This is a genomic window from Metallococcus carri, from assembly GCF_011440275.1.
Taxonomy (GTDB): domain Bacteria; phylum Actinomycetota; class Actinomycetes; order Actinomycetales; family Dermatophilaceae; genus Metallococcus; species Metallococcus carri.
In genome coordinates this window covers 135872-151939 of the sequence record NZ_JAAOIV010000006.1, presented here as the reverse complement: position 1 = coordinate 151939, position 16068 = coordinate 135872, and the positions used below count along the sequence as shown (strand labels likewise).

The following is a 16068-nucleotide window of genomic DNA, read 5'->3' as shown; positions in this document are numbered from 1 at the left end:
GGCCGTGCCCAAACGCGGACACGTCGGTGGTCACTCGCCGGTCTGGCCGTCGATCCGTTCGCGGATGATGTCGGCGTGCCCGTTGTGGCGGGCGTATTCACCGACGAGCTTGGCGACGTTCCAGCGGACGCTGCGGTTGTTCGCCGGGCTGAGCGTTGACCAGTCCGACACCTCACCGAGGGCCATGTCGGTCTTGTCCATCTCCGCGTCCCACGTCTCGAACGAGATCCCGACGTCCGCGAGAGTGCAGTCGATGTCGTCCTCGGCGTCGTTCTCGTAGTCGCCCCAGATCCACCGGAACACCGGGTCCGTGCCCAGCGGCCACGATCCGTAGGCGTGCTCCATCTCGGCCATGTGCCGCACCAGGCCGAGCAGCGACAAATGCGACGGGTCGGCACTGCGCTCGACCAACTGTTCGGGGCTGAGCCCGGCGCACTTCGCCTTGAGGGCATCTCGATGGAACGCCAACCACCCGAGGCCGATCGCCCGCTCATCGCCGTCGCCCGGCTGCTCGGCACGCTTCGCCCCAGTTCTCGCCATGGATGCGAACATACCCAGTCGGGAAGCCACGGTCGGGTGTCCGCGGATGCGCACGAGGGGTCGTGCGTTAATGTGGACACTGCCGCGGAGCGCGTGCGGGTGTCCGCGGATGCGCACGAGGGGTCGTGCGTCAGTGCGGACACTGCGGCGGAGCGCGTGCGAGTGTCCGCGGATGCGCACGAGGGGTCGTGCGTTAATGCGGACACTGCGGCGGAGCGCGTGCGAGTGTCCGCGGATGCGCACGAGGGGTCGTGCGTTAATGCGGACGCTGCGGTTGGAGGCGGCTAGTGTCCGCGGATCTGCACGACCGTTGGTGCGGCAGTGCGGACGCTGCCGCGGAGCGAGCGTCAGCTGCGCGACAGAACGCCCGCCGCGTTGGAAGCGAGCGCGGTGAACCTGGCCGGGCTGACCGAACCGGGGGATGAGGCGAGCACGACCAGCACCTGGTCGCCGCGGGCGGTTTCGGCATACCAACTGCCGTTCTGCACCCCGGCGACCGCGCCGGATTTGTATGCCGTGTACCGCCAGCTCGGCGGCTGCACAATGGCCACATCGGGGTTGTGCAGGATGGCGCGCAACGGCGCCAGACCGCGTTCCTTCGAAGCGCGGTGCAACAGCACGTGCGCCACGGCAATGTCGGTGGCGGTGGCGAAGTAACCGAAGCCCTGCTGCCACCGCGGCACCGCGGCGGACAGATCGGCCGGGGGAGAGGTGTCGGCGGTGCGGAGCAACCCCGCCCGCTGCGAGGGAGACGCTCCCGCCCACGACCGCCGCGCCGCGACCGCCGCCGGCGAGGAGGACCACTCCAGCCACAGGTCCTGCCGGATCGTCGGAAACGGCGACAACCGGGTGGGGTCTGAATGTCCAGATGCCGCAACGGCTTTCGCGAGCGCGGGCTGCCCGACGGTGCGCATGAGCAGGTCGGTCGCGGTGTTGTCGGAGATGTGAATCATCAACCGCGCAGCCTCCTGCACGGTGACCGTCGAGCCGGTCGCACGACCGCCCAACGACCCACTGCCGCCCGCGCGGTCGACGTCCTGCAGCCGGAGCGGGCTGTCCCACCGCAGCGCTCCGGAGCGGACCTGGTCGGCGACCGCCAGCAGCACATAGAGCTTGACCACGGACGCGAGCGGCCGGGCATCGGTCGGCCCCGACCGGTGCACCAGCTGCAACCGTCCGTCGGGCAACACCTGGCCCGCCACCACAGCCACCGACGGGGCGAGCGACGCGGCCTGCCGGTCGAGCTGCTGCCACGCCGCTGACACCGGGGGCCGGGGCGGCAGCACCCGCACGCCCCCTGTGGGGGAGGCCGACGGCCGCACGGTGGTCGAGGGTGAGCCGGGCGCGGAGCTCGTGACCGCCCTCGTCGAGTGGGGCGGCGGCGCGGACGGGGTCGAGCACCCGGCGATCGCGACGGCGGCGCAGCACGCGAAGGCGAGGCGGCGCGGCATACATCCCACCCTAGGGAGTGCCGCGAACCTCCCCACGCGCCCGCCCTGGGAAAGCTAGCCTGACGGGCGGTCATGGAAGCCTCAACGACGCGACACGACGACAAGGGACGGGGCCTGGTGAGCGACGCCGAGCTGACTGCTGCACAGGAGGCGCAGGAGGCGGGCACCGCCGTGCGCGCCCTGACCGGTTCGTTGCGCGATGCGCACGGTGCGCTCGCCAACCTCGGCTTCGGGATCGCCCGGCGGTATGCCGGTCCGCTGGTCACCCCGGTCGAGGTCACCCACGATTTCATCGCCCACAACGCGTATGGCGTCGCCGGGCGGGTGCTCGACCACGGGTCCGACCTGTTCGAGTCGGCGGCGTCCACGCTCGGCACCCGGCTGCCCGCCTCCCGGCAGGTGGCCCGCCGTCTCGGAGCGACCTCCGCCTTCGTGCAAGGACTGGGCGGTGACCACATCGCCAACTCGCCGATGGCCTACCGGATGACACTGCGGCGCTCCGGGCGCGATGTCCCGGTCACCCGGGCCGCACTCGAACAGGCTTACCCAGATCATGCGAAATCCCTGGTGTTCTTCGTGCACGGGTTCGTCGGCACCGAGCAGATGTGGAAGCGGCGCGCGGCCCGCGACGACGACGGGCGACGGCTCAGCTACGGCCGCCGGATGGAAGCCGCCGGAGACTGGTCGGCCCTGTGGGTGCGGTACAACACCGGCCAGCGGGTCTCCACCAACGGCCGCGAGCTCGGCAATCTCATCGGCAAGGTCGTCGACGCTTGGCCCGAACCGGTCGAGCGCATCGTGCTCGTCGGTCACTCCATGGGCGGCCTGGTGGTGCACAGCAGCCTGCTGCAGATCCCGCCGGGCGCGCGCTGGGGTGAGCTGGTGACCGACACCGTCACCCTCGGCACGCCCTACCACGGCGCCCTGCTCGAGCGTGGCGTCACCAAGCTCACCAAGGAGTTCGACCGGCATCTGGCGACCCGCTGGGCGGCCGAGATCCTGCGCTATCGCAGCGGCGGCGTCAAAGACCTGCGGCACGGCAACCTGCTGGAGGACGACTGGGCCGGCCACGACCCCGACGACCCGGCCGACTGGCGGCAGGTCGCCCGCGCGCACCCCCAGCACATCCGGCATCTGGCGATCGCGGGCACGGTCACCGGCGACCCGCACTCGGCCCGCAGCCGGCTGCTCGGCGACCTCGTCGTCTCGCGCCGCAGCGCCCGCGGCCTGGACGCCACCAAATGGGATTCGCTGCTGCTCGGCGGCGTCAACCACATGGACCTGCTCAACCACCCGCGGGTGTATGCCGTCCTCGCCGACCGTCTCGGGGTGGAAGCGCTGCCGCTGCGGCATCCGCGCGGCTAAGGTCTGGCCCATGCCCGGCGCCGCGTTCTTCGACCTCGATCGCACCCTGATCCGCAAGGCGTCGGGTCCGGTGATCGCCCAGACCCTGCGAGACGCCGGTTTGGTGCGCGGCCGGGTGCCCGCGGAGTCGGCGATCTTCTGGTGGTTCAACCGGTTCGGTGAGTCGCTGCCGGCGATCGCTCTGGCCCGGCAGGCCGTGCTCACCGCGATGGGCAAGCCGGCCGACGGCTACCACGAGGCGGCCGAGATCGCCGCGGAGGCGCTCTACGACATGGTCGAGCCCTATGCGCACGGGTTGATCAAGGACCACCAGGACGCCGGGCGGCCGGTCGTGCTGGCGACCACGACGCCATACCACCTGATCAAGCCGCTGGCCGACCGGCTCGGGCTCGACGACGTCATCGCCACGCGGTATGCCGTCGACGAGCACGGCCGCTACAACGGTCAGCATGACGGCCGGTTCGTCTGGTCGTGGAACAAGCTGGCCTCGGTGCGCGAGTGGGCCGCCGAGCACGACGTCGACCTCAAGGAATCGCACGCCTACTCCGACTCGGTCTTCGACGCGCCGCTGCTGTCGGCGGTCGGCCACCCGCACGCGGTCAACCCCGACCCGCGCCTGCACCTGCTCGCGACCGCCAAGCGGTGGCCGGTGCTGCACCTCGACGTCGCGCCGGGCACGATGAAGGTGCCGCTGCTCGATGTGCAGGTGCGCAAGCTGGTGATGGAGCTCGCGCGGCCGGAGACGATGCGCTACGCACGCTTCCAGATCAACGACATCGAGAACATCCCGGCCGAGGGCCCGGCGATCCTCGCGGGCAACCACCGCAGCTATTTCGACATGCCCACGATGATGTTGGTGCTGCGCACCTCGGGACGCACCGGGGGTTTCCTCGCCAAGCGCGAGATGTTCGACCTGCCGGTGCTCGGACACGTGATGCGCGGCATCGGCGGCATCCGAGTCGACCGCGACCGCACCGACGGCGACGGGCCGGACCCGCTGGCCGCGGCGGTCAAGGTGCTTGCGGGCGGCGAGCTCGTCGGGATTCTGCCGGAGGGCACGATTCCGCGTGGCCTCGACTTCTTCTCCGCCACCCTCGAAGGTTTCACCGGTGTCGCCCGGTTGGCAGCACTCAGCCGGGCACCGGTCATCCCCTTCGCCCTCGGCGGCACCGAGCAGGTGTGGCCGCGCAGCTCGAGCCTGCCGCATGTCTGGAATGTGACCGATCCGCCGACGGTGACGGTGAACATCGGCACCCCGGTCGAGCTGAAGTATCGCTCGGAGGTCGCTGACACCCGGCGGATCCTCAACGCCATCGTCGAGCTGCTGCCCGAGGGCGCCGGCGACATTCCGGTCACGAGCCTGGAACAGGTGGCGAGCAGCTATCCAGGTGGGCGGATCCCCGAGGAGGACCTGCCCGCGATCGAGGCGGCGATCGCCGCGAACACAGCGGGCTAAGCCACCGCCTGCGCGCACAGCCGCAGGAAGGCCCCCAGCTGCACCACCTCCTCCGGCGTCCTTGGCACCACATCGGTCAAGCCGGCTGATCGCACGATGATCGCCTGCCACTTGGCCCGGCTGATCGCGACATTGAGACGATTGCGCGACAGCAGGAAGTCCGCGCCCCGCGGCAGCTCGGCAAGCGAGGATGCGGTCATCGACACGATCGCCACTGCCGCCTCACGGCCCTGGAATTTGTCGACCGTGCCCACCTGCACCGCTCCGAGCCCGGCCGCGCGCAACCTCGAGCGCACCAGATCCACCTGAGCGTTGTAGGGCGCCACGACCAGCACGTCGGTCTGCGCCAGCGGCCGCGAAGCCGCACCCGCATCCGCCGTCCAGTCCCGACCGAGCAGGTCTTGGATCACCGTGACGATCCGGTCGGCCTCCTCGGGACTGGCCAGGTCACGCCCCTCGTGCTCGACCAGCTCCAGCCGTATGCCGGCCGTGGTCCCCTCGAGCGACCGCGCGGCGGTCACGTCGGCACGCGAGTGCAGCTGCCCGGCATACGACAACTCGCTGACGGCGGCGCAGACCGCCGGGTGCATCCGCCAGGACTCGGCCAGGAAGTAACCGCGGTCGGCTGGCAGCACCGGCTCGTCGCCCATGACCCACCCGAGCGCGGAGGAATCGATCGGCTCGGGGTGCCGGGCCTGGGTGACTTGCGGCAGCTGACGCGGGTCGCCGAGCAGCAGCAGGCGCTGGGCGGCGCGGCTGGCCGCGAGGGTGTGCGCGAGGCTGAATTGGCCGGCCTCGTCCACGATCAGCAGGTCGAAGAACTTCTCACCGAAGGTGTCGCCGACGAAATCCCAGGCGGTGCCACCGACGAGCGCACCACCGGAGGGCAGCAGGCCCGGGATCTGCTTCTTGTCGGTCACCACGGTCCACGACCGGTCGGCGCCACCGTCGGCAGCACCCGGATCGATCTTCTTCACGACCCGGTCGGCCGGGATGCCGCGCCCGATCGCGGTCTCCAGGACGTTTTCGACCACCGCATGCGACTGGGCGACGACGCCGATCCGCCAGCCCTCGGCGACGAGTCGCTCGATCACGGTCGCCGCGACGAAGGTCTTGCCGGTGCCGGGCGGCCCCTGCACCGCCAGCACGGATCGGTCCAGCCGCCGCACCGCATCGGTGATGGCGTCGGCCGTCGTGCCGGTGACCGGCGCGAGGCCACCGGTGGTGAACCGTGGCGCGGCGCGCAGCAGCAGTTGCACGCCGGGGTGATCCTGCGGCAGTCCCTCGGCTTCGACCCGCTGGGCGAGCGCGGTGAGCGAGGCGGCCAGCGGGTCGCTGTAGTCCTGGTCGGCGATCACCGCGGCGAGCGGCAGTTGGGCATGCCCGTCGGCCTTTTGCGGCAGGGCCTCGACGAGATCGACCACGATGCGGCCGTCCTCGAACTCCTCCACAACGGTGACCTCAGCCGCCTTGTTCAGCCAGCCGTAGCCGCCGAGGCCGGGCGACTCGGTCACCGCCGGCGCTGGCATGGCGTAGACCGGCCACATCTTGGCCGGGGGGAGCTGGCCACCGACCGGCGTCGTGATCACCCGCAGCGCGCGGGCCAGGGTGCGCGCCCGGGCGGTCGGCTTGGCCCAGTCGGTCACCACCTCGGCCTGGGTCAGGCGCAGCACCTCGGGTGAGTCCTCCCAATCCCCGATGGGGGAGTTGAGCCGGTCAAAGTGCTTGTGCCAGAAGGGTTTTGCCTCACGCGAGAAGTAGTTGACCGCGGCTGCGACGAGCGCGATCGCCCGCTGCTCGGGGGTGCGGTCGAGGGCGTCGGGCAGCCCGTCCATCAGCCGGGCCGCCAGCGCCAGCCGCTCGGCGGTCTTCTCGCTGACCTCACGCACCTCGACCTCGGCGTCGTCCGTGGTCGCCGCGGGGTCGCGCCGGTCCCACAACCAGTCGCGCAGCCGCAGCGTGGACCGGCAGTCGTATTCGTTGTAGTCGCGGATCTGCTCCAGGATCTCCGCCGCCTGGGTGGAGTCACCGAGCGCGACCGCGGTCGCGTAACGGTGGTATTCGACGATCGAGGCCGCGCCGTCGGCGACCGTGCTTTCGCGCAGGTCCGCACCCATATAGAGCGGCTCGAGCTTCTTGATCGAGTAGGACCGGGTCGACACCCGCACCCCGGCGCGCACCACGGCATACAGGTCGACCAGCACATTGGCCCGCAGCAGCGCGTCGACCTCCTCCTCGTAGACGCCATGCCGGGCTGCCAGCCGCAGCAGCGCGGCCCGCTCGTAATCGGCGTAGTGGTAGACGTGCATGCCGGGGTGCTCCGCGCGCCGCTCGTGCACCCAGTCGACGAAGTCGATCAGCGCCTGCCGCTCCTCGCCGCGGTCGTGCGCCCAGAACGGCCGGAACTGCCCGTCGGTCGTCATCGCGCCGAAGAGGTATTCCAGCCCCTGGTCCTCGGTGCCGTCGGTCCACAGCGGGTCGCCCTCGAAGTCGAAGAACACATCGCCGGGATCGGGTTGCGGCAGCCGCGCCAGCTGACCGGGGTCAAACACCTCGGCCACGACCTCACCGGCCGCCTCACCCTCGAGTTGGAGGGCCGCCTGCGCCCGCAGCGTCGCCAGCGTCGACTCCGGTATGCCGGCCACCGGTCCGGTCGAGTGCGCGAGCTCATCGATCGTGTGGATCCCCTGCTCACGCAACAGGACCCGCTGGGACAACCTGAGCCGGGCGACCAGCAGCAGGTCCCGTGTCGACTCGACCTCCGCCTGACAGGTCTCGCACCGGCCACAGGCCATGACCTCCTCCCAACCGACCGGAGCGGTGGCGGCCAGACGTTCCGCGACGGCGGCCAGCAGGCGCGAACGGGCTTGTGCCGCAACGAGTTCGACCTCCTGGGTGGCATACCCCGGCCGGGTGCGGTCGCCCAGCACCAGCCGCACCTCACGGTCGGGGCAGATGCCCGCGGACCGGAGCAGACCGGCATATGTCCCGAGCTGCAACAGGGCCTCGGCGCGCGCGTGACGGGCCAGCTTGGTGTCGACCACCTCATAGACCGGCTGCTGCGGTGTCCACTCCGGTGAGCGCACCAGGAAGTCGGCGAAGCCGACGACATCGCCGTCATACAGACAGGCCTGGGTGACGACCGGTACGCCCTCGTGCAGGGCCCGCGCGGTCTGCTGCGCCGCCGCGGTGAGGGCGGCGTGGGTGTGCGCCGGCCGGCCGATCGCGAGCACACCGTCCAGCCCGCGCTCGGCCCGCAGCCGCTCGGTCTCGCGCTCCTCGTGCACCGTGCCCAACTGCGACAGCCGGGCCAGCAACGGGTCCTCGGCCACCTGCGGCCCGGGCAGCCGGCCAAGCGCCGTGTCCAGCCGGCGCAACAGTGCGAACTCGCAGTGAGCGGCCGCGGCGATATCGGTCGCGCTCACCACCCAGCGGTCTCCGACATGTCTCACGTCACGAAATCTAGGGGACGGCACCGACAGGCAGGCCGGTGAAGATGAACATCTGGTGAACCGCCCCGCAGTGGCGGGACCCCGGGTTGGCGCCGGGCGGCCCGGCGGCCCCACACTGACATCCATGAGCGCTGATCTGGTGATCCTCACGCTCGTCGTGATCACCGCCCTCGGCTTCGATTTCACCAACGGCTTCCACGACACCGGCAACGCGATGGCCACCTCCATCGCCACCGGCGCACTCAAGCCCAAGGTCGCCGTGCTGGTGTCGGCGATCCTCAACCTGGTCGGTGCGTTCTTGTCGGTCGAGGTCGCCGCGACCATCACCAAGGACGTGCTGAAGATCCAGTCCGCCACCGGTGCGCTCACCGCCGGGCTGACCGGTGCGGACGCGATGACGATCATCTTCGCCGGCCTCATCGGCGGCATCCTGTGGAACCTGTTCACCTGGCTGCTCGGCCTGCCGAGCAGCTCCTCGCACGCCCTCTTCGGCGGCCTGATCGGCGCCGGCCTCGCCGCGCTCGGCACCGGCGGCGTCAACTGGAACGGCATCGTCGGCAAGGTCCTCGTGCCCGCGGTCCTGTCGCCGTTCATCGCCGGGCTGATCGCGGCGATCGGCACCTTCGTGGTGTATGCCGTGAGCAAGCGCGTGCGGCCTCGCCGTCGCGAGCAGGGCTTCCGCTGGGGTCAGGTCGGCACCGCGTCGCTGGTCTCCCTCGCGCACGGCACCGGCGATGCGCAAAAGACGATGGGCGTGATCGCGCTGGCGCTGATCGCGCACGGCTCGCTCACCGCCGACAGCGTCAAGAACGACGGCCTGCCGGTGTGGATCATCCTCACCTGCGCGCTCGCGATCGCACTCGGCACCTATCTCGGCGGGTGGCGCATCATCCGCACGCTCGGCAAGGGCCTGGTCGAGATCGAGTCGCCGCAGGGCATGGCCGCCGAAGCGTCCTCGGCCGCGATCATCCTCACCTCCTCCCACCTCGGGATGGCCCTGTCGACCACCCACGTGGCGACCGGCTCGATCCTCGGCTCCGGCGTCGGCAAGCCCGGCGCCACCGTGCGCTGGGGTGTCGCCGGCCGGATGGTGCTCGCCTGGCTGACCACGCTGCCCGCCGCCGGCGTCGTGGGCGCCGCCTGTTACGCCGTGGCCCACCTCATCGGCGGGCTGCCCGGGGCCCTCACCATCTTCGCGATCCTCGTGGCGCTCGCCTCCTGGATGTATCTGCGTAGCCGGGCCCAGAAGGTCGATCACACCAACGTCAACCACGCGTGGGATGAGCAGACCCACTCGCCGACCCCGGCCGACCGGGTGTCCGAACCGGTCGCCTGAGGGAGGTCGTCATGAAGTCACTCGTCGTCAAAAGCGCAGGCAGCATCGACTGGCCGGGCATCGGGCAGTCCGCGATCAAGGTGCTGCTCGTCGGCCTGGTCTTCGGTGCCGGTCTGCCCGCGCTGTATGCCGTCGGCCTGCGCCTGTGGGATGCCGGCACCGGCGGGGTGGCCAAGGACGGCACCGTCACCAAGGCCAACCCGCTGGCCCTGGCCGGCGCCGCGCTGGCCTTCGTGCTGATCGTCGCCGCCGTGGTGTGCGGCCTGCTGCTGGTGATGAAGAAGACGATCGCCCACTACACCGGTTGGACCGTGTTCCCGGGGCTGGGGTGATGGCTGCCAGCCGCCTCGCCCGGATCCTGGACTGGATCCGGGCCGGTTATCCCGAAGGCGTCCCGGAGCGCGACTACGTGCCGCTGTTCGCGCTGCTGCGTCGTCAGGTCAGCGAGGACGAGGCCGCCCAGATCGCCGCACGGCTCGCCGAGCGCACGCCTGAGGGCGAGCCGGTGAGCCGGATCGATGCCGTGGTCCACATCACCAAGGTGATCGACGAATTGCCGACCGAAGCCGATATCGCCAGGGTGCGCGCGCACCTGGAGCGGGGCGGCTGGCCGTTCGAGGACCGTCCGCTCGACCCGCCCTGAGCGCACCTTTGCCAGCCCGTATGACGGACCGCCTCCGCGCGCTCCCAGGTGGCACTGAGACGATAGAACGCGTGAAGGCACTGCTGCTCGAAAGCGTCCACCCCCTCGCCGAATCGCTGCTGCGCGACGCCGGCTTCGAGGTCGAGACCCGCCCCGGCGCGCTCGACGAGGACGAGCTGATCGCCGCGCTGGAAGGCGTGCACCTGCTCGGCATACGGTCCAAGACCGAGGTGACCCCGCGGGTGCTGACGGCGGCCACCGACCTCGAGGCCATCGGTTGCTTCTGCATCGGCACCAACCAGGTGGCCCTCGCCGAGGCCGCCGAGCGCGGTGTCGTGGTGTTCAACGCGCCGTTCTCCAACACCCGCAGCGTCGTCGAACTCGCCATCGCCGAGATCATCGTGATGGCGCGCCGCCTCACCGAGAAGGACGGCGCCCTGCACAGCGGGGTGTGGGACAAGAACGCCAAGGGCAGTCACGAGATCCGCGGCCGCAAGCTCGGCATCGTCGGCTACGGAAATATCGGCAGCCAGCTGTCGGTGGTCGCCGAGATGCTCGGGCTGCAGGTCTACTTCTACGACGTCGAGGACAAACTCGCGCTCGGCAACGCCAAGCGCTGCGACAGCCTCGAGGAGCTGCTGGAGACCGCCGAGGTCATCACCTTGCATGTCGACGGCCGCCCCGGCAACGCCGGCTTCTTCGGCGCCGCACAATTCGAGCGGATGCGCCACCGCTCGCTCTTCCTCAACCTCTCGCGCGGTTTCGTCGTCGACTACGACGCGCTGCGGGACAACCTCGAGTCCGGGCATATCGCCGGCGCCGCCGTCGACGTCTTCCCCTCCGAGCCCAAGAAGCGCGGGGACGAATTCGTCTCGCCGCTGCAGCGCATCCCCAATGTCGTGCTCACCCCGCACATCGGCGGCTCGACCGAGGAGGCGCAGGAGGATATCGGCCGGTTCGTGGCGACCAAGCTGCGCGATTTCGTCGAGCGCGGCACCACCACCCTCACCGTCAACCTGCCCGCGCTCACCCTCGACGGCCACCCGGGCGACCGCCGGATCCTGCACCTGCACACCAACACGCCCGGCGTGCTGGCCAAGGTCAACAGCATCCTGGCCAACCACGGCGTCAACATCGAGGGTCAGCTGCTCGCCACCAAGGCCGACATCGGGTATGTCGTGAGCGACGTGCGCGATGTCCCCGCCGCCGCCATCGAGGAGTTGCGGGCGCTGCCGGAGACGATCCGGTTGCGCGTCGTCGAATAGAGGTGCCGGGAACCAGTCGGCTGACCGCGTAGTCTCATGCCCGGAAAACGCACAGCGCGTGAGGGCGCGCTGGTTTCAGTGGGAGGAAACCATGAACCGCATCAGTCGCTCGGTGGCCGTGGCCGCATCCGTTGCCATGATCGCCGTCGGCACCACGGCCTGCCAGCAGGAGGCGCCGAAGGCCGTCGCACCGAGCTCCACGAGTGGCACCACGCAGGGGGCGGGCGACTCGTCCAGCACCAGCGATTCCAGCAGCTCGAGCGACTCGAGCAGTTCGAGCAGCGACTCCAGCTCCACGAGCAGTGACTCCAGCTCGGCCAGCAGTGACACCAGCTCCGCGAGCGACGGCGGCAACTCCGGCGCGGTGTGCACGGTGTCGTCGACCAACTACTTCTCCAAGAAGGGCAGCTCCACCCAGATCAAGCCCTTCGGCACCAAGTTCGACACCGAATACATCAGTTCGATCGGCAGCGACAAGACCCCGATGTCGATCTCGTCCGGCAAGCCGCAGGCCAAGGCGCCGGCCGGTGACTCCTATCTGTACGAGAGTGGTCAGCAGGCGCTGGTCTTCGAGATCACCGCCAAGCTCAAGGACGCGAGCGGGTATGGCTACATGAGCTACCTGAACTTCACCCTGATGGACGGCCAGCAGAATGTCTGCCAGCGCGACAGCTCCAGCCCGGTGATCAAGGTGCAGGACAAGCTCCCGGAGGGCCGCATGAGCGGTGACGAGATCAAGGGGCAGATCGCGTTCGTGGTGCCCAAGGGTCAGGACTACAGCAAGTACACCCTGATGTTCAGCTCCAACTCCGACACCGGCGCGACCGCGCAGGTGGGCTGGAGCGGCTGACCTTGACCGGATGGCGTCGACGGGCGCTCGCTGCAGGTGCGGCGAGCGCCGTCGGCGCGTCAGTGGCGGGCTGCGCGAGCGACGCGCCCCTGACGGTGGTGCCATCAACCGCCACCGCGAGACCCACCGGCACATCCACCAGTGGCTCCGGCACCACTGCGGCCGCGCCCACCACGACTCCGCCCACGGCCGCACCGTCCTCCGGCTCGAGCACCGCTGCCGCCGCCGGAAGCTGCCGGGCCGACATCCTCGGACTGGCGACCCGGTCCGGCGGCGCGACCAAGATCGCGGCATACGGCACGGCGCAGCAGACCAACTACAAGTCCGGCTTCGGTCTGGTCGCCGACCAGCCGCTGGTGGAGGTGAAGACCTCCGGTCCGACGGTCGTCAAGCGGCCGGACTCCTCGACCTACGCCACGGACGATGTCGCGCTCGTCTTCGAGGTCTCGGTGACGCTCAAGGACACCGGCTCCTCGATCAAGCCGCGGGTGGGTTTCACCGATTTCGCGTTGCGCGACCCCCAGGGCAATGCCTGCAGCCGCGACTCCACTTCCGGCGCGGTGCCGTCCAACGACCTGCTGGTGTCCGCCAACCTGTCCGCCGGCCAGGCGTCCACCGGCGGCAAGCTCGTCTATGTCGTGCGCGGGGGCGGCGACTACACCAAGTGGACACTGCTCTACAGCTCCAACGCGATTCCCGGCGCCGACGCCGACCTCGGCTGGCGCGGCTGAGCCGCCTACGCTAAGGCCCCATGTCCGAGGTCTCCTCCGGGCCGATCCTGTCGGCCGCCGATGAGAGCCGCCGCGCCGGGCTCCGCCGGATGCGCGCGGTCGCCCTGTCGCTGCTGCTGCTGGCCGCCGTGATCTTCGTGCTGACCCACGGTCGCGGGGGAGTGTGGGGTTATGTCAATGCCGCCTCCGAGGCGGCGATGGTCGGTGCGGTCGCCGACTGGTTCGCCGTGACCGCGCTCTTCCGCCGCCCGCTCGGGCTGCCGATCCCGCACACCGCGATCATCCCCGAGCGCAAGCAGACCATCGCGCGCAGCCTCGAGGATTTCGTCACCGACAACTTCCTCACCGCCGACAACGTGCGCACCCGGTTGCAGTCGGCCGAGGTGATGCTGCGGGTGGGCCGCTGGCTGCAGGAGCCGGCCAATGCCCGCCGCGCCGTCGCGGAGGCCTCGCCGGCGCTCGCCCGCGGCGTGTCCTCGGTCAAGGACTCCGAGGTCGCCGAGCTGCTCGATCGCATCCTGCTGCCGCGCCTCGGCCGTGAACCCATCGCACCGCTCGCCGGTTCGCTGCTCGAGGGAGTGGTGCGCGACGGATCGCACCGCGGACTGGTCGACCTCGGTGTCACCCAGCTGCACGACTGGGTGATCGCCAACGAGGAGACCGTCTCCCAGATCCTCGCGACCAGAGCACCGTGGTGGTCGCCAAAGTCGTTGGACGACATCGTGATTCGCCGCGTCCACGCCGAGATGGTCACCTGGCTGGCGGATGTGCGCGACAACCCCGACCACCGGGTGCGCGAGGCCCTGGACGAGTTCCTGCGCGAACTCGCCGGCCGTCTGCAGACCGACCCCGACACCCAGGCGAAGGCCGAAGCGCTCAAGCTCACCGTGCTCGAGCACCCATCCGTTGCGGGGTCGCTCGTGTCCCTGTGGGGATCGGTGCGGCGCGCGCTTGTCGAAGCCCTCGGGGACGAGGACGGCGAACTGCGAGCCCGTATGGCGCGTGCGCTGGGCGACCTGGGCGGTCGCATCGTTACCGATGCGTCCTTCCGCGCTTCCCTCGACCGGCGCCTCGCCGACGCGGTGGTCTATATGGTCACGACCTACGGCCGGGAGTTGTCGACGGTCATCTCACAGACGATCGACCGCTGGGACGGCCGGGAGGCCTCGCAACGGATCGAATTGCACGTCGGGCGCGACCTGCAGTTCATCCGCATCAACGGCACCGTCGTCGGCGGGCTGGTGGGCCTGCTCATCTACACCCTCGCCCAACTGCTCTGAACCGCGGCGCCCCTCGTGGTGTCCGGATGCAGAGACACCCCGCCCGGCGGGCGAGATCGGTGTTCTATCGTCGGATCAGGTCACGAGTGCCAGCGCGTAGCCCCGGCTTGCTGGCCGGCAACCCTCCACCGCGGTGGGGTGCCCCGGGTGATGACCGGGCCGCCGGCGCGGATCGCCGGTGCGCAAGCGCGGGATCCTTCGAGGCGAAGGCCCGCATTGTCGCCTCGGGAGGGCGACCAGCGATGACCGACACCACCGCACCCAACTGGTCCTTCGAGACCCGGCAGATCCACGCCGGCCAGCCGATCGACGGCACCGGCGCCCGGGCGTTGCCGATCCACCAGACCACGTCCTACGTCTTCGAGTCGACCGAACAGGCGGCAAACCTGTTCGGGCTCAAGGAATTCGGCAATATCTACACCCGGTTGATGAACCCCACGACCGACGTCGTGGAGCAGCGCATCGCCTCCCTCGAGGGCGGCGTCGGCGCGCTGCTCGTCAGCTCCGGGCAGGCCGCCGAGACCCTCGCCATCCTCAACGTCGCTGAGGCCGGCAGTCACGTGGTGACCAGCCCCGCGCTCTACGGCGGCACCGCCAACCTGCTGAAGTACACGCTGCCGAAGTTCGGCATCGAGGTCACCTTCGTGGAGGATGCCAGCGACCCCGAGCAGTGGCGTGCCGCCGCCCGGCCCAACACCGCCGCCTTCTTCGGCGAGACGATCTCCAACCCCAGCTCCGAGGTGCTGGACATCCAGGCCGTCGCGGATGTCGCGCACGAGGTGGGCGTGCCGCTCATCGTGGACAACACGGTGGCCACGCCATACGTCACGCGGCCGTTCGAACACGGGGCCGACGTGGTCGTGCACTCGGCGACCAAATATCTCGGCGGCCACGGCACCGCGATCGCCGGCGTGATCGTCGACGCCGGCCGGTTCGACTACGCGCAGGACCCGCAGCGGTTCCCCGGTTTCAACACGCCGGAGGAGAGCTACCACGGGCTGGTCTACGCCAAGGATCTCGGCGTCGGCAGCCCCCTCGGTGCCAACCTCGCGTTCATCCTCAAGGCGCGGGTGCAGCTGCTGCGCGACCTCGGCTCGGCGATCGCGCCCTTCAATGCTTTCCTGATCGCACAAGGGCTGGAGACGCTCAGCCTGCGCATCGACAAGCACCTGGACAACGCCCGTACGGTCGCCGACTTCCTGCAGGGGCAGGAGCAGGTCGAGGAGATCTTCTGGGCCTCGCTGCCCGACAGCCGCTACTACCCGCTCGCGCAGAAGTACGCGCCGAAGGGCGCCGGCTCGGTGATCTCCTTCGAGATCACCGGTGGTGCCGACGCCGGGCGGCGGTTCGTCGAGGGCCTCACCCTGCACTCGCATGTCGCCAATATCGGCGATGTGCGCTCGCTGGTGATCCACCCCGCCTCGACCACCCACTCCCAGGGCTCGGATGCCGCGCGGCTCGCGGCCGGCGTGACGCCCGGGTTGGTGCGGCTGTCGGTGGGCACCGAGCACATCGACGACATCCTCGCCGACCTCGAGCAGGGCTTCCGCGCCGCGAAGTAAATCGGTTGCCGCTGGTGCTGGGCGTCCGCCATCGTGGTGGGCGCCCAGCACTGCGTTCGCGGTGCACCGATGGAAGGAGCAGTGACATGTCGACGACGGTCCTGGACCGCAACCGGTCCTTCCCTTCCATCAGCTGG

14 protein-coding genes and 1 riboswitch are annotated in these 16068 nt (G+C 70.1%); of the genes, 10 read left to right on the top strand and 4 right to left on the bottom strand.

What is annotated here, in order from left to right; translation table 11 throughout:
* Window positions 1–30 precede the first annotated feature (30 nt).
* Both G9U51_RS09835 and G9U51_RS09830 read right to left on the bottom strand, forming a co-directional pair.
* The gene (locus tag G9U51_RS09835; RefSeq protein WP_166196482.1) at window positions 31–540 is read right to left on the bottom strand and encodes a mycothiol transferase; all 510 of its coding nucleotides are present in this window, start codon (window positions 538–540) and stop codon (window positions 31–33) included.
* Window positions 541–887: 347 nt separating this feature from the next.
* A complete protein-coding gene (locus G9U51_RS09830; RefSeq protein WP_166196480.1) occupies window positions 888–1991 on the bottom strand; it encodes a serine hydrolase in 1104 nt (367 codons plus the stop codon).
* A gap of 72 nt (window positions 1992–2063) precedes the next feature.
* Between G9U51_RS09830 and G9U51_RS09825 the strand changes: the two genes are divergently transcribed.
* Together G9U51_RS09825 and G9U51_RS09820 are read left to right on the top strand one after the other, a co-directional pair.
* Entirely contained in the window at window positions 2064–3356 is a 1293-nt protein-coding gene (locus G9U51_RS09825; protein ID WP_166196478.1) for an esterase/lipase family protein, read from the top strand.
* Between the two features lie 10 nt (window positions 3357–3366).
* Window positions 3367–4812 (top strand): HAD-IB family hydrolase, encoded by a 1446-nt coding sequence (locus G9U51_RS09820; RefSeq protein ID WP_166196476.1) that lies wholly within the window; start codon window positions 3367–3369, stop codon window positions 4810–4812.
* Here the strand turns inward: G9U51_RS09820 and G9U51_RS09815 are convergent.
* Complete coding sequence (locus tag G9U51_RS09815; protein ID WP_328823411.1) at window positions 4809–8264, bottom strand: TM0106 family RecB-like putative nuclease; 3456 nt, start codon at window positions 8262–8264, stop codon at window positions 4809–4811. The genes G9U51_RS09820 and G9U51_RS09815 overlap by 4 nt on opposite strands.
* Before the next feature lie 124 nt (window positions 8265–8388).
* Here G9U51_RS09815 and G9U51_RS09810 point away from each other — a divergent pair, with 124 nt between their 5' ends.
* From G9U51_RS09810 to serA, 4 genes are all read left to right on the top strand, one after another.
* Window positions 8389–9600 (top strand): inorganic phosphate transporter, encoded by a 1212-nt coding sequence (locus G9U51_RS09810; RefSeq protein ID WP_166196470.1) that lies wholly within the window; start codon window positions 8389–8391, stop codon window positions 9598–9600.
* Between the two features lie 11 nt (window positions 9601–9611).
* Entirely contained in the window at window positions 9612–9932 is a 321-nt protein-coding gene (locus G9U51_RS09805) for a hypothetical protein (RefSeq protein WP_166196468.1), read from the top strand.
* Window positions 9932–10243, top strand: coding sequence for a DUF3349 domain-containing protein (locus tag G9U51_RS09800; protein ID WP_166196466.1), 312 nt, complete (start codon window positions 9932–9934; stop codon window positions 10241–10243). The genes G9U51_RS09805 and G9U51_RS09800 overlap by 1 nt, the downstream gene beginning before the upstream one ends.
* A 71-nt stretch (window positions 10244–10314) precedes the next feature.
* The gene (serA, locus tag G9U51_RS09795; protein ID WP_328823409.1) at window positions 10315–11508 is read left to right on the top strand and encodes a phosphoglycerate dehydrogenase; all 1194 of its coding nucleotides are present in this window, start codon (window positions 10315–10317) and stop codon (window positions 11506–11508) included.
* Between the two features lie 75 nt (window positions 11509–11583).
* Here serA and G9U51_RS09790 read toward each other — a convergent pair whose 3' ends face one another.
* Window positions 11584–11895, bottom strand: coding sequence for a hypothetical protein (locus G9U51_RS09790; RefSeq protein ID WP_166196462.1), 312 nt, complete (start codon window positions 11893–11895; stop codon window positions 11584–11586).
* Here G9U51_RS09790 and G9U51_RS09785 point away from each other — a divergent pair.
* From G9U51_RS09785 to G9U51_RS09770, 4 genes are all read left to right on the top strand, one after another.
* Window positions 11882–12358: a hypothetical protein gene (locus G9U51_RS09785; protein ID WP_166196460.1), complete on the top strand. Its 477-nt coding sequence runs from the start codon at window positions 11882–11884 to the stop codon at window positions 12356–12358. The two genes, G9U51_RS09790 and G9U51_RS09785, sit on opposite strands and share 14 nt — an antisense overlap.
* 98 nt (window positions 12359–12456) lie before the next feature.
* Window positions 12457–13089, top strand: coding sequence for a hypothetical protein (locus G9U51_RS09780; protein WP_166196458.1), 633 nt, complete (start codon window positions 12457–12459; stop codon window positions 13087–13089).
* Between the two features lie 20 nt (window positions 13090–13109).
* Window positions 13110–14369, top strand: a complete 1260-nt coding sequence (locus G9U51_RS09775) for a DUF445 domain-containing protein (protein WP_235945869.1) — start codon at window positions 13110–13112, stop codon at window positions 14367–14369.
* A gap of 78 nt (window positions 14370–14447) precedes the next feature.
* Window positions 14448–14564, top strand: a riboswitch (SAM riboswitch).
* Between the two features lie 47 nt (window positions 14565–14611).
* Window positions 14612–15931, top strand: a complete 1320-nt coding sequence (locus G9U51_RS09770; RefSeq protein WP_166196456.1) for a bifunctional o-acetylhomoserine/o-acetylserine sulfhydrylase — start codon at window positions 14612–14614, stop codon at window positions 15929–15931.
* Window positions 15932–16068 lie beyond the last annotated feature (137 nt).